Below are 26834 nucleotides of genomic sequence, written 5' to 3'. Positions count from 1 at the left end.
TGCTTTAAAATAATAAATATGAGAAATTTTAAATATTATTTTTTAATTGTTTGTCTTTGCAATTTTTCATTATACTCTCAAAATAAGACAGGCATAGTGACTTATAAACAACGCCTGGTTTCAAATAAAGTATTTAGTAGTAATAGTGTTAAAGAGGGAAAGGTTAGAGAAAACATTGAAATGTTCAATAAAGTTTTGAAAAAAAACTCTAATAAATTCGAATATAGTTTGATATTTAAAGATAACAAATCCTATTATAAAAGAGAGATTAGTATTGAAAAGGACATAGATAAATTTGCAATAATGCTAACAGGAGGAGATGATGAATATTATCAAGATTTACTCAAGAAAACAAAAATTAAAAAGCTAAATGCTTACGGAGAAGAATTTAATATTACTAGTAATCTTGTTGATGAAGAATGGACATTGATAAATGAAACAAAAAAAATTGAGAGCTATATTTGTTATAAAGCGATGAGTTTTGAAATTATAAAAAGTAGAAGAGGAACATTTAGAAAGAAGATTGTTGCTTGGTATGCTCCTAGTTTACCATATAATTTTGGGCCAAAAGGCTATGGAGGCTTGCCTGGTCTAATACTAGAGTTAAATGAAGGTAAAATACAGTATTATGTTAAAAAAATTATTTTAAATCCATCAAAAAGGATTGAAATAAATAAACCGAGCAAAGGTAAATTAGTTACACTTGAGGAGTTTAATGAGATAAATAGAAAAATGACAAAAAGGTGGTATAAGTAGTATAAAAACTGAAAAGAAAAACTAAATTGTATGACATCTGTTTAATACTAAAGAAATAATATATAATTCGAATGCTATAAAAATCTGAATCTTAGCAATGAACTCGTTTAAACTTTTTGAATTTAAGCGAAAATTAGAAGTTTTTAGTTCTGTTGAAGGCTTTTTTGAGTTGCATAGCAGCAATACGGAAGGAAAAAAAGACAAAACAGAGTGAAAAACACCCATTTTTTAGCAAATTGAAAAAGTTTAAACGAGTTCAAAGTTAGTATAAATAAACCTGATCTCTCTAGGTTAGAGAAAAATACCAAAATATCAAAAAAACGTAAAGAAGATGTTAAAAAACTAATTAAACTTTCAAAAGATATAGAAGCCGTATTATTATTTAATGAAAAAGAATCTTTATATAGCGTAAAAGAAAAGATGCAAAACGAATCAAATAAAAGAATGAATTTTACTAAAATTTTTGCAGGTAGTAATAGAAAATTTTACACAAATTCTGAAACTAAAGAATTCTTTTATAAGTCAGAAATTTTAGGAGAACCAATATTAATTGAAATGCTACCAACAAAATGGAGATTAACACAGCAAACCAAAAAAAATAGATAAATACTTGTGTTATAAAGCAATTGATATAAATTCTAAAAACCAAAAAACAGAAGCTTGGTATACATTAGATATACCTTTACAATCTCTAAAATTAAGCTAAATATAAAAAACAGTAAACTAACTAAACCTAAAGGGGTAAAGAAATTAACAGATGAAGATTATAAAGATTTAATACGAAGAAATTCTCCTTTCAAAGAGAGTAGTATTAATAAATATAAAAGTAAGATATTAGGTTTTACAGATTGTTATAGAGCTTGTTAATATAAATGAGTAATAAACATATAAACATATTCTTTTTTGCTTTTTTTAATATAATTGTATTTTATTCACAAAATATAGAAGGAGTAATTACTTATAAAGCATCTTCGAAAAAGGCTATAAAATATGTCAAAGAGGAAAAAGAATCGGATAAAGACAAAAAAATAATAAAGAGAGAAGTTAACAATCTTTATAAAAATGCAAAGGATATTAAAGCTTTTCTAAAGTTTAATAATAAAATTTCCGAATATACGGCAGTAGATAGAATGGTTACTTCTTCACAAGAAAACTTTAACCTTACTCATATCATGTCCGGCGGAAAAAATAAATATTATACGAAAAAATCAGATACTGGCTATAAAAACAGCACATTAAATTGTGAGCTACTCGGAGAGTGTTTTTTAATTGAAAGTTTATTGCCTGAATGGGAGCTGACTCAAGAAACAAAATTTATTAGTGGTTATTTGTGTTATAAAGCAATTTTAAGAAATAAGAGAACCGGTAAAAAAACAGTACAGGCATGGTATGCCCCAAAAATTCCATACGGATATGGAATAATGGATTATTATGGTTTACCCGGAATGATTTTAGAAATCAGTAGAAATACTATTCTAATTACAGCTATTAAAATTCAAATTAATCCACCAAAAAAAATGGTAATAAAAGAGCCTGAAGATGTAAAAAAAGTGAATCAGGAAGAATTTAAAAAGATGCAAAAGAAAGCATTTCCGGGTTTTTATAAAAATTAAAAATGATTACAAAAAAAATTATTTACACCTTCCTTTTCCTGAGTATGAATGTATTCTCCCAGAAACAAGTTTCCGGTGGTGAAATAAATTATGAAATAACAATGAAAGTTGATGAAGATAAATTAAAAGCAGTCAGTAAAAAGGTTGATGGTTCAAAATATGCCAAGGACATGGCAATTTCTACTATTAAAAATCAAGGGAAAGCTAATTTTAAACTACGTTTTAATAAGAATGCATCTGTTTTTAAAGAAGATAAAAAACTTAAAATAAATGAAAGGAAAATTAATTTAATTAAAATAATGATTGGTAAAGGAGTATTTTATACAGATAAAAATGCTAAAAAAATAGTGCATCAAAAAGAAGCTTTTGGTGAGTTATTTCTCATTGATGTTCCAAAAGTAAAATGGAATTTAACTCAAGAAACCAAAAAGATAGGCAATTATATTTGTTATAAAGCCAATACGGAAAAAGAAGGTGAAAACAAGAGGGGTACGTTTGTTAAGAAAATTACTGCCTGGTATACCCCTGAACTGCCTGTCAATTACGGCCCGAAAGACTATTTTGGATTACCCGGATTGATAATAGAATTAAGAGAGGGGCCTTTACTTTACAGAGCGTCTGAAATAAATATATCACTCAAGAAAAATATTCAAATTCAAAAGCCAACCAAAGGGAAGAAAGTAACGCTGGAACAGTATAATGATATTGCAAAAGAAATGATCCATAACTATCATAAAAGATAATATAAAAGGGTATAAAATAATAAGGTTTGCTAAGTTTTTGTCGTTTGTTTTTATGTTTTGTGAAGCAGGCCATAATCAAACTATAAAATTAACCAGTTATATTAAGTGAAATAATGAAAATAAAGCTTACACTTTTAAGACTAACGGTTTTCAGGTAGTGGCTTCCCTTCACTGAAAACCGTTAGTCCAAAAAAGCCATTTGTTTTTTTGGTACTATCCAAAAGATACGATAAGTTTGAAAGTGGTAAATTAATAGCTAAAAAAATGCTACGTGCTTTCTCCGCTTGTAAATTTTAAGAATACAAAAACTAAAAATAGAAATATCGGTTAAAACCATTGCCTATGTAAATACACAATACCAAACAGAGAAAGTATTACAAAGATAAGCCTTTTTCTACAAGTTTTAGGAATTTTGAACTTGTTCAATCAGATAAAATTCAAATTAAATGAATAACAATTTAAATTTTTATAAAATGAAACAAATAGTATTAACTTTAACTTTATTGTTAACTTTTGGATTAAGTTATGGAACGAATCCGAATGAACTAAAAATCAATGATACTGATTCTTCTAATGAAGAGTTAATTGTCACAACAGATTATAGTAATTGTATTAATTTGTCAGAGACTACAACAAATACTAAAGAATCTACAGTAACTACTTTTATACCACAGATTTGTGTTGAAATTGGAGCAGCCGTCTTTATAGCTGCACACGAAGCAGGGCACCCAGGGAATAGAGCAATAGCATTAGGAATTGCTGCGACGGAAGCGTGTAGATATTTACTTGTATTAGGAGTTGCATTGAACAATTAGTATACTTTAAATAATCATTAACCTCTATTTTAGATTATGAAATTTCTTTTACCTGCTATATTATTAGTGCTTATAGGTAAATCCGAAAATGCTTTTGCACAGAAAGATAAACTTTTAAGCATTACTTACGTTAAAGATTTTCGCTCTAAACTTGACACCAGTAAAGTTAAATCTTATAAGAAAGAGATCAGTAAATTAAACTCATTACTTGCTAAGTACTCCAAACAAGTTTCTTATCAATTACTTGTAGAAAATGATCATTCTTTGTTCACTATAAATGAACTTAAAATGGGTAAATCCGATTATGGCCTTAAAGAGATAGCAGGCTCAATTGGAGGAACAGACGGAAAATTTTATGTGAATAAAAAAGATGCTATTTACCTTAACGAATATCATTTTTTAGGTGAAGATTTTCTGACTGAAATAGAGGTTAAAAAATGGAAAATCACTGATGAATTCAAATTCATCAGTGATTTTAAATGCTATAAAGCCATTTCAGAAGATATAGTAACTAATATCAAAGGAACTTTCAGATTTAAAGTTATTGCGTGGTTTTGCCCTGAATTGCCCGGTTTTTTTGGCCCTGCCGGCTATTTCGGATTACCGGGGTTAATATTAGAGTTAGATAATGGTAAAATGACTCTCCGTGCTACAAAAATTCATTTTTCGAAATCTAAAAAGAAAAATATCAAACCCCTTAAGAAAGGAATTAAACTAACAAGAAAAGAGTTTGATGAATTTGTTAAGAAAAAAGCAAAAGAGATGTTTCCTAGCTATTTTAAAAAAAAGAATAAATAAAAAACTTTTTGAAAAGTGAGTCTTCTAAATATAACCTATGAAAAAAATAATTCTTAGTTTATTTATTCTTTTTTGGTATAAGAATGAAGTTTGTACTTCTAAGATTAACGGTTCTCAGGTAGTAATTTCTCCTTACTGAAAACCGTTAGTCCAAAAAAGCCATTTGCTTTTTTGGTACTATCCAAAAGATACGATAAGTTTGAAAGTGATATATTCAATAGCTAAAAAAATGCTACGTGCTTTCTCCGCTTGTAAATTTTAAGAATACAAAAACTGAAAATAGAAATATTGCTTAAAACCACTGCCTATGTAAATACACAATACCAAACAGAGAAAGTTTTGCAAAGATAAACCTTTTTCTACAAGTTTTAGGAATTTTGAACTTGTTCAATCAGATAAAATTCAAATTAAATAAATAACAATTTAAATTTTTACACGATGAAAAAAATAATTTTAACCCTAGTTTTCGTTATGGGAATGACAATTACGACTATGGGAAGTATCGATAGTAATTCTAATTTAATAAAACAAGTTGAAGTTCAACAAGTAGAAATTGAATCAGACCCAGATGCGTGTTTTCAGTTAGGTGGTCAGATATTTTTCTTTTTAGTTGATAATGGTATTCATCCAAATCAGGCAAATGATATAGCTAAAGCTATTGAATTAGTGTGTAATATATTAACTTAATAATTAAAAAAGCAAAGGGTTTGTTATAACAAACCCTTTGCTTTAAAATAATAAATATGAGAAATTTTAAATATTATTTTTTAATTGTTTGTCTTTGCAATTTTTCATTATACTCTCAAAATAAGACAGGCATAGTGACTTATAAACAACGCCTGGTTTCAAATAAAGTATTTAGTAGTAATAGTGTTAAAGAGGGAAAGGTTAGAGAAAACATTGAAATGTTCAATAAAGTTTTGAAAAAAAACTCTAATAAATTCGAATATAGTTTGATATTTAAAGATAACAAATCCTATTATAAAAGAGAGATTAGTATTGAAAAGGACATAGATAAATTTGCAATAATGCTAACAGGAGGAGATGATGAATATTATCAAGATTTACTCAAGAAAACAAAAATTAAAAAGCTAAATGCTTACGGAGAAGAATTTAATATTACTAGTAATCTTGTTGATGAAGAATGGACATTGATAAATGAAACAAAAAAAATTGAGAGCTATATTTGTTATAAAGCGATGAGTTTTGAAATTATAAAAAGTAGAAGAGGAACATTTAGAAAGAAGATTGTTGCTTGGTATGCTCCTAGTTTACCATATAATTTTGGGCCAAAAGGCTATGGAGGCTTGCCTGGTCTAATACTAGAGTTAAATGAAGGTAAAATACAGTATTATGTTAAAAAAATTATTTTAAATCCATCAAAAAGGATTGAAATAAATAAACCGAGCAAAGGTAAATTAGTTACACTTGAGGAGTTTAATGAGATAAATAGAAAAATGACAAAAAGGTGGTATAAGTATAAAAACTGATATAAGTCAGAAATTTTAGGAGAACCAATATTAATTGAAATGCTACCAACAAAATGGAGATTAACACAGCAAACCAAAAAAAATAGATAAATACTTGTGTTATAAAGCAATTGATATAAATTCTAAAAACCAAAAAACAGAAGCTTGGTATACATTAGATATACCTTTACAATCTCTAAAATTAAGCTAAATATAAAAAACAGTAAACTAACTAAACCTAAAGGGGTAAAGAAATTAACAGATGAAGATTATAAAGATTTAATACGAAGAAATTCTCCTTTCAAAGAGAGTAGTATTAATAAATATAAAAGTAAGATATTAGGTTTTACAGATTGTTATAGAGCTTGTTAATATAAATGAGTAATAAACATATAAACATATTCTTTTTTGCTTTTTTTAATATAATTGTATTTTATTCACAAAATATAGAAGGAGTAATTACTTATAAAGCATCTTCGAAAAAGGCTATAAAATATGTCAAAGAGGAAAAAGAATCGGATAAAGACAAAAAAATAATAAAGAGAGAAGTTAACAATCTTTATAAAAATGCAAAGGATATTAAAGCTTTTCTAAAGTTTAATAATAAAATTTCCGAATATACGGCAGTAGATAGAATGGTTACTTCTTCACAAGAAAACTTTAACCTTACTCATATCATGTCCGGCGGAAAAAATAAATATTATACGAAAAAATCAGATACTGGCTATAAAAACAGCACATTAAATTGTGAGCTACTCGGAGAGTGTTTTTTAATTGAAAGTTTATTGCCTGAATGGGAGCTGACTCAAGAAACAAAATTTATTAGTGGTTATTTGTGTTATAAAGCAATTTTAAGAAATAAGAGAACCGGTAAAAAAACAGTACAGGCATGGTATGCCCCAAAAATTCCATACGGATATGGAATAATGGATTATTATGGTTTACCCGGAATGATTTTAGAAATCAGTAGAAATACTATTCTAATTACAGCTATTAAAATTCAAATTAATCCACCAAAAAAAATGGTAATAAAAGAGCCTGAAGATGTAAAAAAAGTGAATCAGGAAGAATTTAAAAAGATGCAAAAGAAAGCATTTCCGGGTTTTTATAAAAATTAAAAATGATTACAAAAAAAATTATTTACACCTTCCTTTTCCTGAGTATGAATGTATTCTCCCAGAAACAAGTTTCCGGTGGTGAAATAAATTATGAAATAACAATGAAAGTTGATGAAGATAAATTAAAAGCAGTCAGTAAAAAGGTTGATGGTTCAAAATATGCCAAGGACATGGCAATTTCTACTATTAAAAATCAAGGGAAAGCTAATTTTAAACTACGTTTTAATAAGAATGCATCTGTTTTTAAAGAAGATAAAAAACTTAAAATAAATGAAAGGAAAATTAATTTAATTAAAATAATGATTGGTAAAGGAGTATTTTATACAGATAAAAATGCTAAAAAAATAGTGCATCAAAAAGAAGCTTTTGGTGAGTTATTTCTCATTGATGTTCCAAAAGTAAAATGGAATTTAACTCAAGAAACCAAAAAGATAGGCAATTATATTTGTTATAAAGCCAATACGGAAAAAGAAGGTGAAAACAAGAGGGGTACGTTTGTTAAGAAAATTACTGCCTGGTATACCCCTGAACTGCCTGTCAATTACGGCCCGAAAGACTATTTTGGATTACCCGGATTGATAATAGAATTAAGAGAGGGGCCTTTACTTTACAGAGCGTCTGAAATAAATATATCACTCAAGAAAAATATTCAAATTCAAAAGCCAACCAAAGGGAAGAAAGTAACGCTGGAACAGTATAATGATATTGCAAAAGAAATGATCCATAACTATCATAAAAGATAATATAAAAGGGTATAAAATAATAAGGTTTGCTAAGTTTTTGTCGTTTGTTTTTATGTTTTGTGAAGCAGGCCATAATCAAACTATAAAATTAACCAGTTATATTAAGTGAAATAATGAAAATAAAGCTTACACTTTTAAGACTAACGGTTTTCAGGTAGTGGCTTCCCTTCACTGAAAACCGTTAGTCCAAAAAAGCCATTTGTTTTTTTGGTACTATCCAAAAGATACGATAAGTTTGAAAGTGGTAAATTCAATCGTTGGTAGCTATTTGAGAGAAACATTACGTTAAAAATAAGAAGTTCAGAAAAGAAAGAGTCATAATATGAAATGACCAAAGTCACTCACTTAATAGAGATTGAACTCAGAGGAGTAAACAAAATGTGAAAGTTAAATGGTTATCAAAAGGGAAATAGTTCCCAACCCAACTTTTGAAAGTTGGTTAATTTCATAAAACCTAAAAATTATGAAAAAATTATTTTTATCTATTGCTTTTGTTTTCACAGCAGGAATCATGATGAATGTAAACTCTTCTAATTTAAAAGCAACTGAAACTATTAAGGTTACTGAGATTGTTAATTGTGCGAGTTATGCAAGAGGAATAATACTTAATGCAGCTGCAGAATATAATTTAGATATTAGTCGTGGTGGAGCACATTATGAATTGATGATGGAAGCTTATCATGCAATATACGCTGATTGCTATTATAATTAATAGACTTGTTTTTTAACCAATTATCAAACTTTTAAAATTAGAGTTTTGATAATTGGTTATTTATTTGTAACAAAAAAATTAATTTACAAACCGATAACAAAAATAAATTAGAAATGAAAAAATTACAAATTATACTATTACTTTACTCAAGTTTTATCTTTTCACAGCAGAAATTTTCAGGCATTATTGAATATACTGTAAAAGCAGATGAAACCTTTCAGTCTAATAAAGGTAAAAAGAACCTCCCTATTTTCTTTTCAATACCTGCTAATTTTGTTTTAAAATTTACAGAAAATGAATCATTATATCAAAAACAAAATAAAAGTATGAAAATTGAAAATGAAAATAAGATTAAAATCAGTTTTTTAGACCTTACTGGTGGTGGCTCCGGTATTTTCTATACAAATAGAAACAGTAGAGAGTTAATTTTAAAGAAAGAAGCTTATGGCGAAGAATTTTTGATTACTCATAAAATAGCTGAATGGGAAATTACACAAGAGACAAAAAAAATTGGAGAATACACTTGCTATAAGGCTATTAGAAAATATAAAGATTACGAAAAAAAGGACTCTAAACTAAGTGCTAAAAATAGCAAAAGAATTTCAGCATGGTTTACTTTGCAGATTCCAGTTCCTTATGGACCTAATTTATATAATGGATTACCAGGTTTGGTATTGGAAGTAAATTTTGGAAAAATAGTTTTTAAAGTAACTAAAATTATATTAAACCCCACAAAAAAAATTGTACTAAAAAAGCCTAGTGGTGGTATAAAAATTAATGAAATAGAATACTACAAAAAGGCATTAGAAATTGGAGAAAGTATTGGATTTTAATAATTTTGAAATAAATATATCTACTAAAAAATAATATTCAACTTGAAAAAAATATGTTTATTAATTTTTCTTTTTTCACACAATATTTATACTCAAAAAATAGTATTAAAAGGAAAGGTAAAAGATAGTTTAGGAACTGCTCTATCTTATGCAAATGTAATTGCTAAACCTAAAAATATTTCCAAAAACCTACTATTTGCTATTACAGATAATGAAGGTTTTTATAAATTAGTTTTAAAAAAAGGAGATACCCTAACTATTACTGTTTCTTATTTGGGTTTTAAACCTATCAGCTATCAATTTATAGCTTCAAAAGACACACAAAAGAACTTCATTTTACAACAATCAGAAGAACAACTAGATGAAGTAGTTATAGAAATGCCTGTAACTGTCAGAGGAGATACCACCATCTATAGAACAGAAAAATTTACAGATGGTACGGAAAGAAAACTAAAAAATGTTCTCAAAAAACTGCCGGGGGTTGAAGTTGATAAAAATGGTAAAGTAACCGTACAGGGCAAAAAAGTTACTAAAATGCTGGTAGATGGTAAAAAGTTTTTTAACGGCGGTACAAAATTAGCAGTAGAGAACATTCCTGCGGACGCTGTGGGCAATGTGGAAGTAATAGACAATTATAATGAAGTGGCTTTTTTAAAAAACGTGTCAGATTCCGAAGAAATGGCAATGAACATTCAATTAAAAGAAGACAAAAAACGTTTTGTTTTTGGTGATGTTGAGGCTGGAAGAGGAAACCGGGATTTTTATAAAACCAATGCGAATTTGTTTTACTATTCACCCAAAACCAATGTGAATTTCATAGGAAACAGTAATAATATTGGCGAAAAAACATTTACTTTTAAAGATTATCTGTCTTTTTCAGGAGGCATAAATGCTGTTTTTAGTGGTAATTTTAATTTTCAAAGCGGAAATTTCTCTCAGTTTTTGGAAACCGTAGATCTGCTAAGGAGCGAACAAAAATTTGGGGCTCTAAACATTACCAAAACAGCTACTTCTAAACTGGATGTTTCCGGATATGCTATTTTTTCAAATACAAATACCGGTAGTTTTTTAGAAACTTTTAATGACTATACGGGGGCCGGTTTTACAGAGCAGAAAACGAATACAACACAAGCAGATAATCTATTGGGCATAGGGAACTTCACTGCAGAATATACACCCGATACACAAGAAAAATGGTATGTAAGAACCCAGGTAAAAAGAACCCACAATGACAAGGGTAATATGATTACTTCTTTAATTAACACCCATACTAATACTATTATAACTGACAGAAACTTAAAGGCAACTTATATAAACCAGAATATGGAATGGCATAAAAGGCAGTCAGACAAACATACATTTTCTGCCGTATTTAGTTATATTTTTGATAAAAACAACAGTACCCATTTTTGGCAGACACAAGACACTGTTTTTAACGGATTAATTCCGGTAGAAAGACAACAAAACCTTTATAAAATAAATCAGCTAAAGAATAGTAAAGAACAAAATACAGATGCTGTTTTTAAACACTTTTGGGAACTCAATCATAACAATCATATCTATACAACCATTGGGAACAAGTTTTTAAAAGAAGATTTTCTAACGGATGACAGTCAGGAATTAGATAATGGTACCATCAATAATTTTTCATCCGATGGATTTGGGAATAATTTCAACTTTACACTCAATGATTTGTTTGTAGGCATACATTATAAATTCAGGACAGGTATTTTTACTTTTAAGCAAGGAATGTATCTACGCCAATATCAATGGAAACTAAACAGGCAAATCCGTATAAATAAAAATAAATGGGTTGTATTACCCGATTTTTTAGCAAAAATTGAGTTTAACAAAGCAAAAAAGCTACAGTTGAATTATAGCCTAAGAACTTCTTTTTCCGATGCAAACAAATTTGCCAGCCGCTTTTATTTACAATCTTATAATTCGGTTTTTAAAGGAAATGAAAATTTGGAAAATAACTTATTTCATAATGCAAGAGTTTATTATAGCAGATTTAGTTTATACAGGGGTTTGTTATTATTTGCAAGTGTAAATTATAACAAACAAGTGAAAGGAGTTAGGAATACAGTTGATTTTAATGGTATCAATCAATTTATAACAGTAAAGTTATTTGGCAACCCGTATGAAAGCATTAGAGGAAATATACATCTGGAAAAACGCATTAAGAAAATAAAATATAAATTTGATGTAGGTTTTAACAATTCAAAATACATCCAGGAAGCAGATACAGACATACAAATCAATAAAAATAATAATTACGATTATACAATTGGCCTCGAAACTTTATTTGATAATTTTCCAACCATAGAAATCGGCTTTAAAAGAGAAGTAGGAAGGTTTATTTCATCCGGCAATACATCTAAGTTTATTACAGATCAACCTTTTGTAACTGTAGATTATGATTTTTTGAAAGGATTTGTTTTTAATTTTGATTATACCGGAAATACATACCAAAATGAAACTTTACAACAAAAAAATGTTTATGAAATTGCCAATACCACTTTATCATACAAAAATGAAAACAGCTCCTGGAGTTATAAAATTAGTGTACAGAACCTTTTTAATGCTAATTTTAAGCAAAGTAATCGTTTTTCAGATTACCTGATCTCAGATACAAAAACGTATATACTACCAAGAATAATTATGTTTTCCATAGGATATAATTTATAGCTTTTTTTCAAAATAGCAAATCAATAAATCTACTACATAATTATAGGACTGAATGCCTTTATCTTGTTTGTTCGCTTTTAAATAAGCATGATACCCTTTTTTTAGTATCGGTTCAAAAGGGTTTTTATAAGACTCCCAAAATGTTGCACTTTCTTCAAAGTCTGCTAGAACTCCTTTATGGATGGTTTGCAGTATTTCTTTATACTGCTTTTTATCTCTTTTGTATATTTCAAAAATGAGATAACGTGTTGCCATTCGGTAACCCGCATATTTAAAATACGTATCCTCATTATGTATAGCCGCCAAAAAACCTATAAAATTTGCTTCGTTCTCCGCTGCAAAACCTATTTGATGAGCCATTTCATGACAGGTGGTAGTAGGGTATCCTGTTTTTGGAATGAAACGGTTTACCTGTGCTTCACCGGTAATAGGGTTCATATACCCGGATGTACCGTTATAAGATTGCAATAAACTCATCAAAGAACTTTTTACCGAACGAAAAGAATAAGAGAATTGAGGATAATTTTTAGAAAGGTCGTCATATCCGTTTGTAGCTATCGAATACATTTCTTTTTGTGAATAAGGGACAACTATTTTTACGGAATCATTCTTAGTAATCGTCAAATGTATAGCATTCAATTCCGAAATCATCCGTCGGGATAAAGAAAGTAATTGTTTTGTAGTATAACCGGATTGCTCTAAATCCAGGCTTTTTGATAACGGCTGACGGTAATAATTCAGCCCCCAAAAAAGATAAAAACAAAAATAAACGACAGAACAGAAAGCCGTAATTTGCAAACATCTGAATCTTAGATTTTTAAACTTAGTTCTAAAAAGGAAATAAATAAATCGCAAAGCGATATAAAAAAAATAAAAAATCAATATATCTCCTACGGAAAAAGGAATCCAGCCAAAAATAATTCTAAAAAAAGAACTAATAATGGGATAAATGCCATTAGCATAATATCTCTCTATAAATTCGGGAGTATTTGAAACTATTTGTATAAATAGTATTTGAATCACCAAAAATAGTGTCAGGTATAAATTAATTTTTTTATTTTTCATTAGCATAAATGTACTAATACTGTTTAAAGTTGGAAAGTTTAAAAGTTGAAAGTAATAAATAGAGACCTCTGCAGAATTGATTTGGCAAAAAAGTTCGACGCCCGAAGAAAATTTTGAACCGGAATAACCTATTGGTTTTTGAGGATTTAAAATTTTCGAGAAGGAAGAAATTTGAAGTCAAATCAATTTCAATACAGAATATATCACTATTTTGCAAAGGTCTCAAATAAAAAGTTCGCAAACTGTATATAGGGAAAATCAGCTTCATTTTTTGAGTAACGTTATACCGGTTTTGAATGGCATCATAATTCACATTTTTAGGGGTTATTAACAAGATAATAACAACTTGGTTAACAAAATTTGTGCACAATAAAAAGGAGGAACGTTTTAAAGTTTACCAATTAAAAAACTACCTTTGCCCCTTATGGAAAAAGCAAACCCGATTACAGGAAAAAAAATAGAAAAATCGAGAATCATCAGCCTTGAAAAAGGGAAGATTCCACCACAAGCTGTTGATTTGGAAGAGGCTGTAATTGGTGCTATGATGATTGATAAAAAAGGCATTGATGATGTGATTGATATTTTACACCCCGATGCTTTTTATGAAATAAAGCATCAGGAAATCTATCGGGCAATTTTTGATTTATTCCGGGAATCAAAACCGATTGATTTACTTACGGTTTCCAATCAATTAAAAAAAGACGGAAAGTTAGATATTATAGGCGGTGATTTTTATCTAATCCGACTGACTCAAAAAGTAGCCTCTTCGGCACATATTGAGTTTCATGCCCGTATTATTTTGCAAAAGTATATTCAGCGCAAACTTATTACCATATCAAATGATATTATTGAAAATGCATACGATGAAACTACTGACGTGTTTGACTTGCTGGACAGTGCGGAAGCAAAACTTTTTGAGGTAACTCAAGGGAATCTTAAAAAAAGCTCCGAAGATGCAGGAGATCTGGTAAAACAAGCGTTAAAAAAAATTCAGGATATTTCCAATCAGGAGGGTATGAGTGGCTTAGCTACCGGGTTTGACAGACTGGATGCGCTAACTTCCGGGTGGCAACCTTCCGATCTGGTGATTATTGCAGCACGGCCGGGTATGGGTAAAACAGCTTTTGTGATTTCCATGGCTAAAAATATGGCGATTGATTTTGAGTATCCCGTAGCCATATTCTCGCTGGAAATGTCATCGGTACAACTTATTACCAGAATGATTTCTTCTGAAACCGGACTGACCTCGGAGAAATTGCGTAAAGGAAACCTGGAACCGCACGAATGGGAGCAGCTGAATGTCAAAGTAAAGAAATTATCCAATGCTCCTATTTTTATAGACGATACTCCTTCTCTGTCTATTTTTGATTTGCGGGCAAAAGCAAGGCGGTTGGTATCTCAACATAATGTAAAAATCATTGTGATTGACTATTTGCAGTTAATGACGACTGGAAATACCGGTAAAAGTATTGGAAACAGAGAGCAGGAGATTTCCACTATTTCCAGGAATTTAAAGGCACTGGCCAAAGAATTGAATATTCCTGTAATTGCCCTGTCTCAATTATCACGAGCCGTAGAAACAAGAGGAGGAAGCAAGCGTCCCTTATTATCGGACTTACGTGAATCCGGCGCCATAGAGCAAGACGCAGATATCGTTTCGTTTATTTACCGTCCGGAATATTATGGAATTACCGAGTGGGACGATGAAGAGCATACTCCCTGTGAAGGGCAAGGAGAGTTTATTGTTGCCAAACACAGAAATGGAGGCCTGGATACGATTCGATTAAAATTTACGGGACATTTGGCGCAATTCTCAGATTTGGAAGAAGGGTTTAGCAGCGAATTTCACTCCAGTATGAATAACGATTTTGGAGAAGGTATTTCCCCCGATCAGCGTATAGAGCCTAAAAATGCTTTTGGTTCGAGTGAAGAAGACGATATGCCTTTTTAGAAAAAAACAATGTCATTTTTCCGGTGTTTAAAAGAGTCGAGAGGTTGAAACTTTTAAATTTTAAAATGCGTGAACAAACTCCAAAAAAGAGTTTCTAATTCTTAAACAATTCATAAAAAAGTAAATTGACAAGCGAACGCCAAACAAAAATTGTACCTTAGTTTTCTAAACTTTAATTTTTTTTGAAAAAAACCATACTACTATCCATATTCTTCTTAATTTCAAGTATAACCTCGGCGTCTTTCATCTATATTCCTATGAGCCATGACAATCAGAAAAACCATTTAAAAGCCTATGGAATTGTTTACTTTTCTCTGGAAAACGGATTAAAATCAAAATGGTTGCTCAACTATGACGGCGGTGCTTTCTTAATTGAAAATAGCAGTATTGTGGAGAATGAGTGTAAGATCCGGGGAGTTTCTTATCAGGTCATTTCCGATACAAAATCGCAATTGATTTTACAGGAAATAGGATCGCCCTCAAAAAATCAGGAAGCCGTTACACTGGAAAAAGCTCCTAAAATTGCGGTGTATTCCCCAAAAGATAAAATGCCGTGGGATGACGCCGTTACACTGGTTCTGACCTATGCGGAAATTCCGTTTGATGTCGTATACGATGAAGAAGTGTTAAATGACAAATTACTGTTATACGAATGGTTGCATTTGCACCATGAAGATTTTACAGGCCAATATGGGCGCTTTTACGGAGCTTTCAGAACCGCTCCCTGGTATATAGAAGGGAAACAAAATGCCGAAAAACTATCTAAATCATTAGGATACGGCAAAGTGTCGGAATTAAAATTAGCAGTAAGTAAAAAAATCAGAGATTATGTAATTGGTGGTGGATTTATGTTTGCCATGTGTTCGGCTACGGATAGTTTTGATATTGCCTTGGCTGCCGAAGGAGTAGATATAGCAGAATCGATGTTTGACGGAGATCCGTCGGAGCCCGGATATCAGTCGAAAATAGATTATAACAGAACGTTTGCATTTAAAGATTTTACATTAGTCAAAAACCCGATAATTTATGAATTTTCTTCTATAGATATGACTAGCAAAAGGAGAATCCCAAAAACATCCGATTATTTTACATTAACAGAATTTTCAGCAAAATGGGATCAGGTACCCACCATGTTATGCCAAAATCACACACAGTTGGTAAAGGGCTTTATGGGGCAAACAACGTCTTTTGACAGAAATACGGTAAAGCCAAATGTATTGGTCATGGGAGAAAATAAAGTCAATAGAGAAGCGCGCTATATTCATGGAATCAAAGGAAAGGGCATGTTTACATTTTACGGAGGGCATGATCCTGAGGATTATTCACACAGGGTAGGAGATCCCAAAACGGAATTAGACCTGCACCTCAATTCGCCGGGCTACAGATTGATACTAAACAATGTACTATTCCCCGCAGCCAAAAAGAAAAAACAAAAAACGTAATGAATTGTTATATAGTTAAAAAATTAAAATCTGAAAATATATGACATAAATAATCTTGTCCGTTGAAACTAAAAAAATTACTTTTGCTCAAACAATTTTATTTATGGCTACTACACAGTATCTGCAAGACTTTACACAACAGGTAAGAAGAGACATTTTACGAATGGTGCATGCTGTAAATTCCGGTCATCCGGGAGGCTCTTTGGGATGTGCGGAATTTTTTACGGTTTTGTACCGGGGAGTAATGGACTATCGTAAAGATTTTACCATGGATGGTAAAGATGAGGATATTTTCTTTTTATCTAACGGTCATATCTCTCCTGTTTTTTACAGTGTTTTGGCGCGTAGTAGCTTTTTTCCCGTAGCAGAGTTAGCAACATTTAGAAAATTAAACTCTCGCTTGCAGGGACACCCCACAACACATGAAGGCTTACCAGGCGTTAGAATTGCTTCCGGGTCTTTAGGACAGGGGATGTCTGTAGCTATTGGAGCAGCCGAATCCAAAAAATTAAATAGAGACAATAAAACGGTATATAGCTTACACGGAGACGGAGAACTACAGGAAGGCCAGATTTGGGAATCAGTTATGTATGCTGCGGCAAGAAAGACAGATAACCTTATAGTTACTATAGATGTAAACGGAAAACAAATAGATGGTGCTACAGATGATGTATTGCCTATGGGAGATATTAAAGCAAAATTTGATGCTTTTGATTGGGAAGTGCTGGAAATAAAACAAGGAAATGATATTGATGCTATCAAAAATGGGTTAACAGAAGCAAAATTGAAATTAGGAAAAGGAAAACCTATTTGTGTATTATTACATACGGAAATGGGAAACGGTGTTGATTTTATGATGTATACACATGCTTGGCACGGAAAAGCACCCAATGATGAGCAATTGGAAATGGCTTTGGCTCAAAACCCTGTTACTTTGGGAGACTATTAGAGTTGAGACAATTTTTTATGCTTTTGTTTAGAAAAATTGCTTGGAAATACTATTATCTTTGTATCTGCAAGTTGAAATAATGTTATATTGAATGGTATTTACTCAAAAAATGAAGCTTATTTTCCGAGTATTTAAAGTTCATTGACTTTCAAACTTAAAACTTTTAAATTTGAGACCGTATTATTTAATACTTCAACAAAAAATATGAAGATAGGTATTGTATGTTATCCTACATTTGGAGGAAGCGGAGTGGTGGCAACCGAGTTAGGAATGGCTCTTGCCAACAAAGGATATGAAGTACATTTTATTACTTATAATCAGCCTGTCCGCCTGGATTTCATTTCTCGTAATTTACATTTTCATGAAGTATTGCTAGAAGAATATCCGCTCTTTCAACACCAACCTTACGAATTGGCATTGTCGAGTAAAATGGTGGAAATTGTTGAAAAGCATCGACTGGAAGTGTTACACGTACATTATGCTATTCCGCATGCTTATGCTGCTTATATGGCAAAACAAATGTTGAAACAAAAAGGCATTACCGTAAAAGTAGTCACTACATTACACGGAACGGATATTACCCTGGTAGGAAGCCATCCTACCTATAAAACAGCAGTAGCATTTAGCATTAATAACTCAGACGTGGTAACGGCAGTTTCTAAGAGTTTAAAAAAAGATACACAGCGATTATTTACGATTACGAATCCTATAGAAGTAGTCTATAATTTTATAGATATAGATAAATATGATAAGGAACATCAAAATGAATGTAAACGAATTGCGCTGGCAAAACCCGATGAAAGAATTCTGACACATGTAAGCAACTTCAGGCCTGTAAAGAGAATAACCGATGTTATTAAAGTATTTGATTTAATTCAGAAAGAAGTACCATCAAAACTGCTTATGGTAGGAGAGGGGCCGGATAGGATAAAAGCAGAAGCATTAGTAGAGGAATTGCAACTTTCGGGCAAAGTTATTTTCCTGGGCAATAGTTATGAAATAGCTAAGATTCTATGCTATTCGGATGTTTTTTTATTGCCGTCTGTCAGTGAGAGTTTCGGATTGGCCGCTTTGGAAGCTATGGCAGCAGATACAGCGGTGATATCTACAAATACGGGCGGTTTACCTGAAGTGAACATTCATGGAAAAACAGGGTTTTTGAGCACTATCGGAGATGTAGAAGATATGGCTGCTAATGCACTTACAATTTTAAAAGATGACCATACTCTGAACAGGTTTAAAGCAAATGCAAAAGAACACGCAAGACAATTTTCGCTAAAGAATATCTTACCGGTATATGAAGATATCTATAAATCTTGTACAATTAAAGTATGATCGGAATTATTAGCGATTTTTTTCTTAAAACGTCGAAAAAGTAGCACTATTTTTTGAATAAAATAAAGCTAAAATATAGCCGGAACAATATAAAATATCATCATTTAAAGCCCTATTGACTCCAGAGCCAAGCATCATGACTGTCTTGATTCTTAATTCTGGTAGCGTAGCGATCTTATTTTAAAGTGTATCTACAAATCTTATTTAATAGCTTTTAGGTTAATTAATTAAGACAACCACCCATTAGCAGTTGCTTTTTTAGAGTACCAAATTAAAAATACCCCAATCAAAACAACCAATATAAGCATGACAATAGCACCCGGGCCATATACCTCTATTGCCTTAGCTATGAAAAGGTTATAAATCATTTGTACTATAATCCCTACAAAAGATAATATAAAGATAGGTGTAGCTAGTTTTCGTTTGAGCAATAATAGTAAGGCTCCCAAAAATCCTCCAAATACAGCTATTGCAAAAGCAGCAGTTGCCCAGGCAGGCATGTTGTATATGGTTTCAAGTTGTTCTTCCGTGTATGTAGCTTTAAAAGAATCTGTTTGATATGCTTGCTGTATATAAGCATTTACTCCTATTCCGTTCCAAATAAGAGCAATAATACCTATGGATATGCAACAAAAAATGGTACAAAAAGTTAAGCTACATTTTTGATTTGATATAATTTTTCAAATTCGATGATATTTTTGTAACCAAGAGCAGAATGTCTTCTGTATCTGTTGTACCAAGTTTCTATGTATTCAAAGACTTTAATTTGAAGACTTTTGTTGGATATAAACTTATTGTCTATCATTAGTTCTGTTTTGATTGTTTTAAAAAAAGATTCAGCTACTGCATTATCCCAACAGTTTCCTTTTCTACTCATACTGGGTGTTACATGATAACTTTTAAGGATATTAACAAACGCATGAGATGCGTATTGTACACCTCGATCAGAATGAAAAATCATACCTTCACAAGGCATTCTGTTGTTTACAGCCATTCTCCATGCAGCAATGATAGTTTGTCTTGCTTTGAGTCCATTGCTCAAAGACCAACCAATGACTTTACGATCAAACAGGTCAATAATTACCGTTAAGTACAGCCATCCTTGTGCAGTCTTTAAATAGGTAATATCAGAAACCCATTTCTGTGCAGCAGCGGTAGCTTTAAAATCTCTATCCAATACATTATCAGCTACTGGATATTGATGCTTAGAATCTGTCGTGACAACAAATTTCTTTTTACGAACTGCTTTAATCCCGTGTTTTTTCATCAATCGTGCTACCCTAGACCTATATACTTTAAACCCTTTAGCTTTGAGTTCCTCTGTAATTCTAGGACTTCCATAAGTAGATTTACTTCGCTCACAGATACGGTGAATCTCAGAGAGTAGCATACGATTTTTTCCATCTCTATCTGATGGAACATAATTCTTACTCCTGTAATAACTGTTTCTACTAATTTTAAAAATTTTACACATCTTCCCAACCGGATATTCTCTACTGTAATCTTTGATAAATTTCAATACTTCCGATCGCTCTTGGAGAAGATGCTCACGGCCTTTTTTAAGATATCCCGCTCCATGGTAACATCCTTGAGCTGTTTACGTAATCGCTCTAACTCTTTCTGATCTTCTGTGAGTTGTTTGACGCCATTACCGCTAAAAGCTAAATCAGGACGCTGTTCTAATTCTCTACGCCATCTGTAAATAAGATCTGCACTGATTCCCAATTCCATGGCAATCTGCTTTGTGTTACCTCGTACATTGCTTAATTCTACTGCTTTAATTTTAAACTCTTTACTGTATTTTCTTCGTTTCATATGGTTAAGTTATTTTAGATAAAATTAGCTTAACTCTTTGTCACTCTAAATGTAGCAAGTCCACTATTATCCAAAAAGCAACGTTTGGTTTACCGGAATCTCTAGACATCATAAAATATAGTTTTGATTAATAGATTTCTAATGTATAAAATATTTTTTAAAAAATATTCTGTAGTTTACAAAATGTAAAGTATATTTGTTATTATAATAAGTAAACTTGTCAAAATATAGAATCATGAGAAAATCTTATTGTGAAAAAGAACGAAACAGACTAGAAAAACTCCACAAATTTCAACTGGCACATAAATATAAGAAGGTTGGTATCACAATTGCCATTTTTGCTTTTTTACTAATGATAGCTAAAAAATTTGTTGATGAGCCACTGTGGATAAAGCCCATCTTATCTAATATCCTGTTACTGGGAATGCTTATCATATCGGTTTCTAAAGAAAAAATAGAGGATGAGTATATAGATAGTTTACGCTCACAGTCTTATCGACTGGCATTTGTATTTGCCATCATATATTCCCTAATTCAGCCCGGAATAAATTATGTGGTAACTGTTCTTTTAGGAAAAGAAACAGGAGCAAATGAGTTCAGTTATTTTCAAGTATTATTCTTTATGCTCATTGTACAATTGCTCTTTTTTAATCAATTGAAAAGATGGAACAAGTAGATGAAAAATAGTATAAAAGTACAACGTGCCATCAAGGATTTGACACAAGAAGATTTGGCAAAAAAGATAGGAGTGTCGCGTCAAACTATCAACTCGATAGAAAAAAACAGGTATGTACCTTCAACAGTTTTGGCGTTAAAACTTTCCAAAGTTTTTGAAATCCCCGTAAATGATTTTTTTGAATTGGAAAATGAAGATTAATATTCATTTTTTTGTCAAAAAAACAGTACTGCTTTCATAGTGTTTTAAAAGAATTGAGCAAACTTTGTAACTTTTAAACATGGATATTTAATCAGCTTTTGATAAGCTTTTTCCGAAATAAAACCCGGTTTCCTTTGGAAACTCCTTTCAGGATATAGATTCCGTTTGTCATGTTTTCTGTTTCAATACGTATTTGTCCGTTTTGAGGTGATCTCTTTTGAGAAAAAATCATGCTACCGGTCAATGAAAACAATTGAATATCTATTTCTTCCGGGTACGTCGTCTGAATCGTAAGTATGTTAGTATTAACAGGAATAGGGTAGATGGTTGTTTCATCAGAAATAGTAACTTCATCTATACTCAGTGTTCCTGCGAAATACTGCTCCGCCAAGGCAAAAACTTCTTTTCCGATTTTATCGCCGATAATCCTTCCGGGAATATCATCAATAGGAGGGTGGATACCTCCCCAAATTCTGGATAAGCTTGTTTGATCGGAAGCATCTCTGTACGTTGCCCATTGCAAAGTAAAGCTCTCTGAAGGACCTTCTTCAAAAACCAGAAATTGATTTTGAGTGATATCAAAAGTACCCATTCCTCCGGGGAAAAACGCATCTCCCGTAAGCAATGTCAGTACCTCGGCCGCTGCTCTGGAAAAAGCGGAATGTCCGGAAACATATCCTGCAAACGGAGGTGTCACAAATGTTGGTCGTTGGTAGGGCCACCACCTGGTTCCCAAAATCCAATCAACACCGGCAACATCCTCGTCGGGGTCCGTAATATAGTCGGGGCCTTTCCATGACATTACTTTTATTTTTCCCAGGTTTTGGCCGCTATTCCCTGCCAGCGGGTCTCCGGGTTTTATGATTTCAATAATACCCGGTATTATCGGTAAACCATGAGGATCGAAACTTGGAAGATTCGCATACGTACTTTGTCCTTTTCCTGCCATATATCGTATTGCGGAAATAGGGCGGATATAGTCGTAATATCCTTTAACTCCCCAGGTGTTTACAGCAGCATCGTGCATGGCTCCTCCCAAAATCAGGTACGATTTTACATCCCATTCCAAATCGCTCAAAATTGCACCTTGTCCACCCATTTTTTTAACAGTTTCAGGATGATCACTTACATAGTTCAATAGGGTAAACCAGTGTCCGGGTGGGGTTTCGGAATCGGGTCCATCTGCCCAAAACTCTGCTAAAACTCTTGCGTAGTCAGCCCTTTTAACCATCTGAGGAGTATACGGAGCGTTTGTAAACGGGTTGATAGCGTGGCCGGTTCCCATATCACCACCTTCCGTAAAATTGTAGAAAGATTTGTACTCGGAAAAGGTAGTAGGGAAACTACTAAAAGCCACATTGCCAATCCCTCCGGGTGAGATATCCGTCATAGTATCATTTGCCGGATCTAAATGAGCAGACCAGGCTATTACCATTGCAAAATGCCATTTATAGGGGTCGTCAATTCCGTTACCTATGGAATTTTGTATAAACACCGGATGCCCCGGATCATTATATATATAGCTATCAAATCCATTATTTAAAATATTCAAATCATCATTTTTTAGAGCGAAAGGGGTTACCTGACCCCATTCCGGACTTAAAAACTCCGGGGTATTCTGAGGGTATATATTTCCACTTTGATCTATGTACAGATCAAAAGCCAAAGGTTGCCACTTGTCAGGGTCTATATCCGTATTATTCTGATAAAGCTCTAATATCAATGGGTTGTTAGATGCAGTATAATACAAATTATCATACCCGTTATGTTCGTTAGCTCCGTCTTGAAGGCCGTATGCAATCATTTTTTCAGCAATATAATTTCCCAGGGCGGCATAAGAACCCGACGAATAATCGGTTGATGTAAAATGCATATCGTAATTATACGATTCAAATAATGCAGTAAAAGAAGCTAAAGTAGTAGTAGCATTAGGGGAGTTTGCAAATCGGTGATTCAGTAAGCGATACATGGCATAACTCATGATTTCATGAATGGCTGCATCGGGATTACCGGAAGTTGCAATGCCGTCAAAGTTTATGGTGAAACCTCCAAAAGTTTTGCCTAAAAAAACCGTTTCGGCTGCATCGTTGAAAACTGCCCAGGAATCATACATGATTGCTGCACTGTGAAATAAGTTTCTGGCATGGATAGTAGGACGGGCAAAATCCTTTCTTATCGCTTCCAATAACTGTTCATTCCAATCTCTGGCCACACTGTGTTGCGTATTCCCTTTGACAGCAAATAAAAACACCGGTATAAAAAGCAAAAAGTATAAGTTTCTCATAAAAAAATTTGTGTAAACTTAAGAAAAGCAAACAAATAATGTTCATAAATGTCCATTGTTTAAATGTAGACCGATACCCGGAATTTTTGAGATAAGATCAGTTCACTACAGGGCAAAGATAATAGATATACTGAAAAACAAGTTAAGTAACATTTGGAAAAAGCAAAAGTATTACATACCTTTGGCGTTAATAACGCAAGATAGACATATGATCGTTTCCTTTGGTTCGAAACAAACCGAAATGATTTGGAAGGATATCCGAGTCAGGAAAATGCCGATTGAGATTCAGACTATAGGACGACGGAAATTGAGAGTTTTGAATAACTCACAAGATTTACTGGACTTAAGAATACCGCTTTCAAACCGGCTTGAAAAGCTCACTGGCACTATAAAGGAGTTTTATAGTATTCAAATTAATAAACAATGGCGAATTATTTTTAAATGGAACAACGGAAACGCGAGCGAAGTTAAAATACTAGATTATCATTGAAAAATATATAAAATGAAAAATATATAAAATGAAAAAGCTATCAAATGTACATCCGGGAGAAATTCTTTATTATGAATTTCTTGAACCTCTTGAAATCACGGCCTACCGACTTTCAAAAGCTTTGAGAATACCTCAAACAAGGATTTCGGAGATCATAAAAGGTAAGCGTAGGATCACAGCAGACACAGCTCTTCGGTTGAGTAAGTATTTTGGAAATTAGGCAAAGTTTTGGCTAGGACTTCAAAATGACTATGATATTGAACAAGAACAGATGGAGAAAAAAGCAGAGTTAGAAGGAATAGAGAAATTTGAAAATAAAAATGTTGCCTAATAATAATTAAAAACTCAAAGTTTCACTTCGGGTCAGCGATGCTCTTTGGCCATGAAACTTTAAACTTGGAACTTTCAAACTTTAAACTGTATGATGTCTAAAAATATAGCAACTTTTAGCCGGATTTTTGGAAGGCAAAGGTATGGAATGAAATATTCTGTGCTATAAGACAGTAAATTTTAATATTTGGTAAAATTTTATACAATAAAAAACAGATTAAGTGTAAAAAGAAAGTACTTTTGCAATTTATTAAAAATAATTACATGGCTGAAATTGCATTAGAAATCCAGGAAAAGAAAACAGGTAAAGAATTATATAGTTATCAGAAAGGAGCAATAGGGCAAATATTTGAAAAATTTGAAAATGCTCCGAAAGACTATCATTTGTTATATCAATTACCAACAGGCGGTGGTAAAACGGTTATTTTCTCTGAAATTGTACGTCAATATTTAAAGCATCATTTCAGGAAAGTACTGGTAATGACACACAGGGTCGAGCTATGCAGGCAGACATCCGAAATGCTTACCAGTTTTGATGTACGTAATAAAGTGGTCAATAGCACAGCCAATCTGGACGACCAGGCAAATTATAGCTGCTTTGTGGCAATGGTAGAAACTTTAAATAACCGTCTGAATGACAATAAGTTGGATATTTCCGATATCGGATTGGTCATTATTGATGAGGCACATTATAATTCGTTTACCAAATTATTTAAATTTTTCGAAAAATCTTTTATACTGGGGGTTACCGCCACTCCGTTAAGTTCGAATAGGAACTTGCCTATGAAAGATAATTATGATGAGCTTATTATTGGGGAATCTATCGAGGAATTGATTAAAAATGAATTTTTAGCACGTGCTGAGATCTTTCGGTACGATATGAGTTTAACTTCCCTGGAGGTGGGGTCTAACGGAGACTATACCGTAAAATCATCTGAAGAGCTCTATACGACAAATGGTATGTTAGATCAATTGTTAAATGCATATACAAGTTGTGTCAAGGGTAAAAAAACATTGATCTTTAATAATGGTATCAATACTTCAATTCAGGTCTATCATACCTTTAAAACTGTCGGATACCCCATAGCGCATTTGGATAATACAACCAGTAAAAAACAACGGAGAGATATCTTGAAATGGTTTAAGGAAACTCCGGATGCTATTCTTACTTCGGTAAGTATTCTGACGACGGGATTTGACGAACCTACCATAGATGCTATTATCTTGAACAGGGCTACCCGGTCGTTAACATTATATTATCAAATGGTAGGACGCGGTTCCAGGATTCTGAATAATAAATCGACATTTACTGTAGTAGATTTGGGAAATAACGTACACAGATTTGGCCCTTGGGGAGCCAATTTAGACTGGCAAATGATTTTTAGATCGCCCGATTTTTACATAGATCGCCTGTTGGATGACGAAGCGCTGGAAAGGAATTTTAAGTATCAAATGCCTGATGCAGTACGTGTACAATTTAAAAAATCCGAAGAAGTCTATTTTGACGTTATTGCTACATATAAAGCAGCCATTGCAAAAGGGGAATCCTCAAAAACAGTGCTGGAAAAATCTATTGAACAACACGCAAAAATATGTACCGAAAACAGTGAGGATGTCTATGATGCCTTAGCACTCACTAAATTATTAAATGATGATATTGATCACAGAATCCAAAAATACGCCAAGTGCATTAGTAAGAGTACTCATAATTTCTTGACCTGGTTAAAAGAGGATTATCACAAAAAATTAAATGCCTACTTGCGTAAAAATTTTGATGCTCTTTTTGAAAAAATTCACGGGTATCTGCCTAAAGATTAATTGTTTTTTATTGAACTCATGTAAACTTTTATTTTTCTCAAAAAAAGAATGCTGTTTTCCTATCGTTTTAAAAGCTTTAAACTGAACTCATTTAAACTTTTTCAATTTGCTAAAAAATTGCTGTTTTTAGCTCTGTTTTTATCTTTTTTTCCTTCCGTAGCGCTATGCAACTCAAAAAAGCTTTCAA

At 32.2% G+C, this 26834-nt stretch carries 28 protein-coding genes; 24 read left to right on the top strand and 4 right to left on the bottom strand.

Annotated elements, in window-relative coordinates:
- The first annotated feature begins 18 nt into the window (after positions 1 to 18).
- From GKR88_13380 to GKR88_13310, 15 genes are all read left to right on the top strand, one after another.
- Positions 19 to 756 carry a GLPGLI family protein gene (locus tag GKR88_13380; protein QMU65185.1) on the top strand — a complete coding sequence of 246 codons (738 nt, stop codon included), beginning with the start codon at positions 19 to 21 and terminating at the stop codon, positions 754 to 756.
- Positions 757 to 1176: 420 nt separating this feature from the next.
- Positions 1177 to 1362 carry a hypothetical protein gene (locus GKR88_13375; protein QMU65184.1) on the top strand — a complete coding sequence of 62 codons (186 nt, stop codon included), beginning with the start codon at positions 1177 to 1179 and terminating at the stop codon, positions 1360 to 1362.
- 54 nt (positions 1363 to 1416) lie between these two features.
- Entirely contained in the window at positions 1417 to 1623 is a 207-nt protein-coding gene (locus GKR88_13370; GenBank protein ID QMU65183.1) for a hypothetical protein, read from the top strand.
- Between the two features lie 5 nt (positions 1624 to 1628).
- The gene (locus GKR88_13365) at positions 1629 to 2369 is read left to right on the top strand and encodes a GLPGLI family protein (GenBank protein ID QMU65182.1); all 741 of its coding nucleotides are present in this window, start codon (positions 1629 to 1631) and stop codon (positions 2367 to 2369) included.
- A 5-nt stretch (positions 2370 to 2374) separates the two neighbouring features.
- On the top strand, positions 2375 to 3112 hold the full coding sequence (locus GKR88_13360; GenBank protein ID QMU66721.1) for a GLPGLI family protein: 738 nt from the start codon (positions 2375 to 2377) through the stop codon (positions 3110 to 3112).
- A gap of 446 nt (positions 3113 to 3558) precedes the next feature.
- Positions 3559 to 3927: a hypothetical protein gene (locus tag GKR88_13355; protein QMU65181.1), complete on the top strand. Its 369-nt coding sequence runs from the start codon at positions 3559 to 3561 to the stop codon at positions 3925 to 3927.
- Positions 3928 to 3963: 36 nt separating this feature from the next.
- Positions 3964 to 4725, top strand: a complete 762-nt coding sequence (locus tag GKR88_13350) for a GLPGLI family protein (protein ID QMU65180.1) — start codon at positions 3964 to 3966, stop codon at positions 4723 to 4725.
- Positions 4726 to 5163: 438 nt separating this feature from the next.
- Positions 5164 to 5412 (top strand): hypothetical protein, encoded by a 249-nt coding sequence (locus GKR88_13345; protein ID QMU65179.1) that lies wholly within the window; start codon positions 5164 to 5166, stop codon positions 5410 to 5412.
- 56 nt (positions 5413 to 5468) lie between these two features.
- Positions 5469 to 6215 (top strand): GLPGLI family protein, encoded by a 747-nt coding sequence (locus GKR88_13340; protein ID QMU65178.1) that lies wholly within the window; start codon positions 5469 to 5471, stop codon positions 6213 to 6215.
- A 144-nt stretch (positions 6216 to 6359) separates the two neighbouring features.
- Positions 6360 to 6566: a hypothetical protein gene (locus GKR88_13335; protein QMU65177.1), complete on the top strand. Its 207-nt coding sequence runs from the start codon at positions 6360 to 6362 to the stop codon at positions 6564 to 6566.
- Positions 6567 to 6571: 5 nt separating this feature from the next.
- Positions 6572 to 7312, top strand: coding sequence for a GLPGLI family protein (locus GKR88_13330; GenBank protein QMU65176.1), 741 nt, complete (start codon positions 6572 to 6574; stop codon positions 7310 to 7312).
- A 5-nt stretch (positions 7313 to 7317) separates the two neighbouring features.
- Positions 7318 to 8055, top strand: a complete 738-nt coding sequence (locus GKR88_13325; GenBank protein QMU66720.1) for a GLPGLI family protein — start codon at positions 7318 to 7320, stop codon at positions 8053 to 8055.
- A gap of 463 nt (positions 8056 to 8518) precedes the next feature.
- On the top strand, positions 8519 to 8767 hold the full coding sequence (locus tag GKR88_13320) for a hypothetical protein (GenBank protein QMU65175.1): 249 nt from the start codon (positions 8519 to 8521) through the stop codon (positions 8765 to 8767).
- Between the two features lie 113 nt (positions 8768 to 8880).
- Positions 8881 to 9600 (top strand): GLPGLI family protein, encoded by a 720-nt coding sequence (locus tag GKR88_13315; protein ID QMU65174.1) that lies wholly within the window; start codon positions 8881 to 8883, stop codon positions 9598 to 9600.
- Positions 9601 to 9642: 42 nt separating this feature from the next.
- Complete coding sequence (locus GKR88_13310; protein QMU65173.1) at positions 9643 to 12291, top strand: carboxypeptidase-like regulatory domain-containing protein; 2649 nt, start codon at positions 9643 to 9645, stop codon at positions 12289 to 12291.
- Here the strand turns inward: GKR88_13310 and GKR88_13305 are convergent.
- Positions 12286 to 13356, bottom strand: coding sequence for a DUF3810 family protein (locus GKR88_13305; protein QMU65172.1), 1071 nt, complete (start codon positions 13354 to 13356; stop codon positions 12286 to 12288). The genes GKR88_13310 and GKR88_13305 overlap by 6 nt on opposite strands.
- A gap of 424 nt (positions 13357 to 13780) precedes the next feature.
- Here GKR88_13305 and dnaB point away from each other — a divergent pair, with 424 nt between their 5' ends.
- From dnaB to bshA, 4 genes are all read left to right on the top strand, one after another.
- Entirely contained in the window at positions 13781 to 15307 is a 1527-nt protein-coding gene (gene dnaB / locus GKR88_13300) for a replicative DNA helicase (protein ID QMU65171.1), read from the top strand.
- A 257-nt stretch (positions 15308 to 15564) separates the two neighbouring features.
- Entirely contained in the window at positions 15565 to 16749 is a 1185-nt protein-coding gene (locus GKR88_13295; protein ID QMU66719.1) for an asparagine synthetase B, read from the top strand.
- A 103-nt stretch (positions 16750 to 16852) separates the two neighbouring features.
- On the top strand, positions 16853 to 17698 hold the full coding sequence (locus tag GKR88_13290) for a transketolase (GenBank protein ID QMU65170.1): 846 nt from the start codon (positions 16853 to 16855) through the stop codon (positions 17696 to 17698).
- 204 nt (positions 17699 to 17902) lie between these two features.
- Complete coding sequence (gene bshA, locus GKR88_13285) at positions 17903 to 19033, top strand: N-acetyl-alpha-D-glucosaminyl L-malate synthase BshA (protein ID QMU65169.1); 1131 nt, start codon at positions 17903 to 17905, stop codon at positions 19031 to 19033.
- A gap of 227 nt (positions 19034 to 19260) precedes the next feature.
- Here bshA and GKR88_13280 read toward each other — a convergent pair whose 3' ends face one another.
- Together GKR88_13280 and GKR88_13275 are read right to left on the bottom strand one after the other, a co-directional pair.
- A complete protein-coding gene (locus GKR88_13280; GenBank protein ID QMU65168.1) occupies positions 19261 to 19671 on the bottom strand; it encodes a hypothetical protein in 411 nt (136 codons plus the stop codon).
- Positions 19672 to 19682: 11 nt separating this feature from the next.
- A protein-coding gene (locus GKR88_13275) for an IS3 family transposase (protein ID QMU65167.1) occupies positions 19683 to 20848 on the bottom strand; the annotation gives its coding sequence in 2 pieces (ribosomal slippage) (positions 19683 to 20599 and positions 20599 to 20848; 1167 coding nt in all).
- 235 nt (positions 20849 to 21083) lie between these two features.
- On the opposite strand from GKR88_13275, the gene GKR88_13270 reads away from it, so the two are divergent.
- Both GKR88_13270 and GKR88_13265 read left to right on the top strand, forming a co-directional pair.
- Positions 21084 to 21524: a hypothetical protein gene (locus GKR88_13270; protein QMU65166.1), complete on the top strand. Its 441-nt coding sequence runs from the start codon at positions 21084 to 21086 to the stop codon at positions 21522 to 21524.
- Positions 21525 to 21725, top strand: coding sequence for a helix-turn-helix domain-containing protein (locus GKR88_13265; protein QMU65165.1), 201 nt, complete (start codon positions 21525 to 21527; stop codon positions 21723 to 21725).
- 91 nt (positions 21726 to 21816) lie between these two features.
- Here the strand turns inward: GKR88_13265 and GKR88_13260 are convergent, their stop codons facing one another.
- On the bottom strand, positions 21817 to 24009 hold the full coding sequence (locus tag GKR88_13260) for a T9SS type A sorting domain-containing protein (GenBank protein ID QMU65164.1): 2193 nt from the start codon (positions 24007 to 24009) through the stop codon (positions 21817 to 21819).
- A 208-nt stretch (positions 24010 to 24217) separates the two neighbouring features.
- On the opposite strand from GKR88_13260, the gene GKR88_13255 reads away from it, so the two are divergent.
- The 3 genes from GKR88_13255 to GKR88_13245 all read left to right on the top strand — a co-directional run bounded on the left by GKR88_13255 (position 24218) and on the right by GKR88_13245 (position 26647).
- Positions 24218 to 24499 (top strand): plasmid maintenance system killer family protein, encoded by a 282-nt coding sequence (locus GKR88_13255; GenBank protein QMU65163.1) that lies wholly within the window; start codon positions 24218 to 24220, stop codon positions 24497 to 24499.
- Between the two features lie 28 nt (positions 24500 to 24527).
- Positions 24528 to 24719: a HigA family addiction module antidote protein gene (locus GKR88_13250; GenBank protein QMU65162.1), complete on the top strand. Its 192-nt coding sequence runs from the start codon at positions 24528 to 24530 to the stop codon at positions 24717 to 24719.
- A 374-nt stretch (positions 24720 to 25093) separates the two neighbouring features.
- On the top strand, positions 25094 to 26647 hold the full coding sequence (locus GKR88_13245; GenBank protein QMU65161.1) for a DEAD/DEAH box helicase: 1554 nt from the start codon (positions 25094 to 25096) through the stop codon (positions 26645 to 26647).
- Positions 26648 to 26834: the final 187 nt, after the last annotated feature.

This window comes from Flavobacteriaceae bacterium (genome assembly GCA_014075215.1).
In the GTDB taxonomy this organism is placed as follows: domain Bacteria; phylum Bacteroidota; class Bacteroidia; order Flavobacteriales; family Flavobacteriaceae; genus Polaribacter.
The sequence above is the reverse complement of the archived record's forward strand: the minus strand, read 5'-3'. Positions and strand labels throughout refer to the sequence as shown.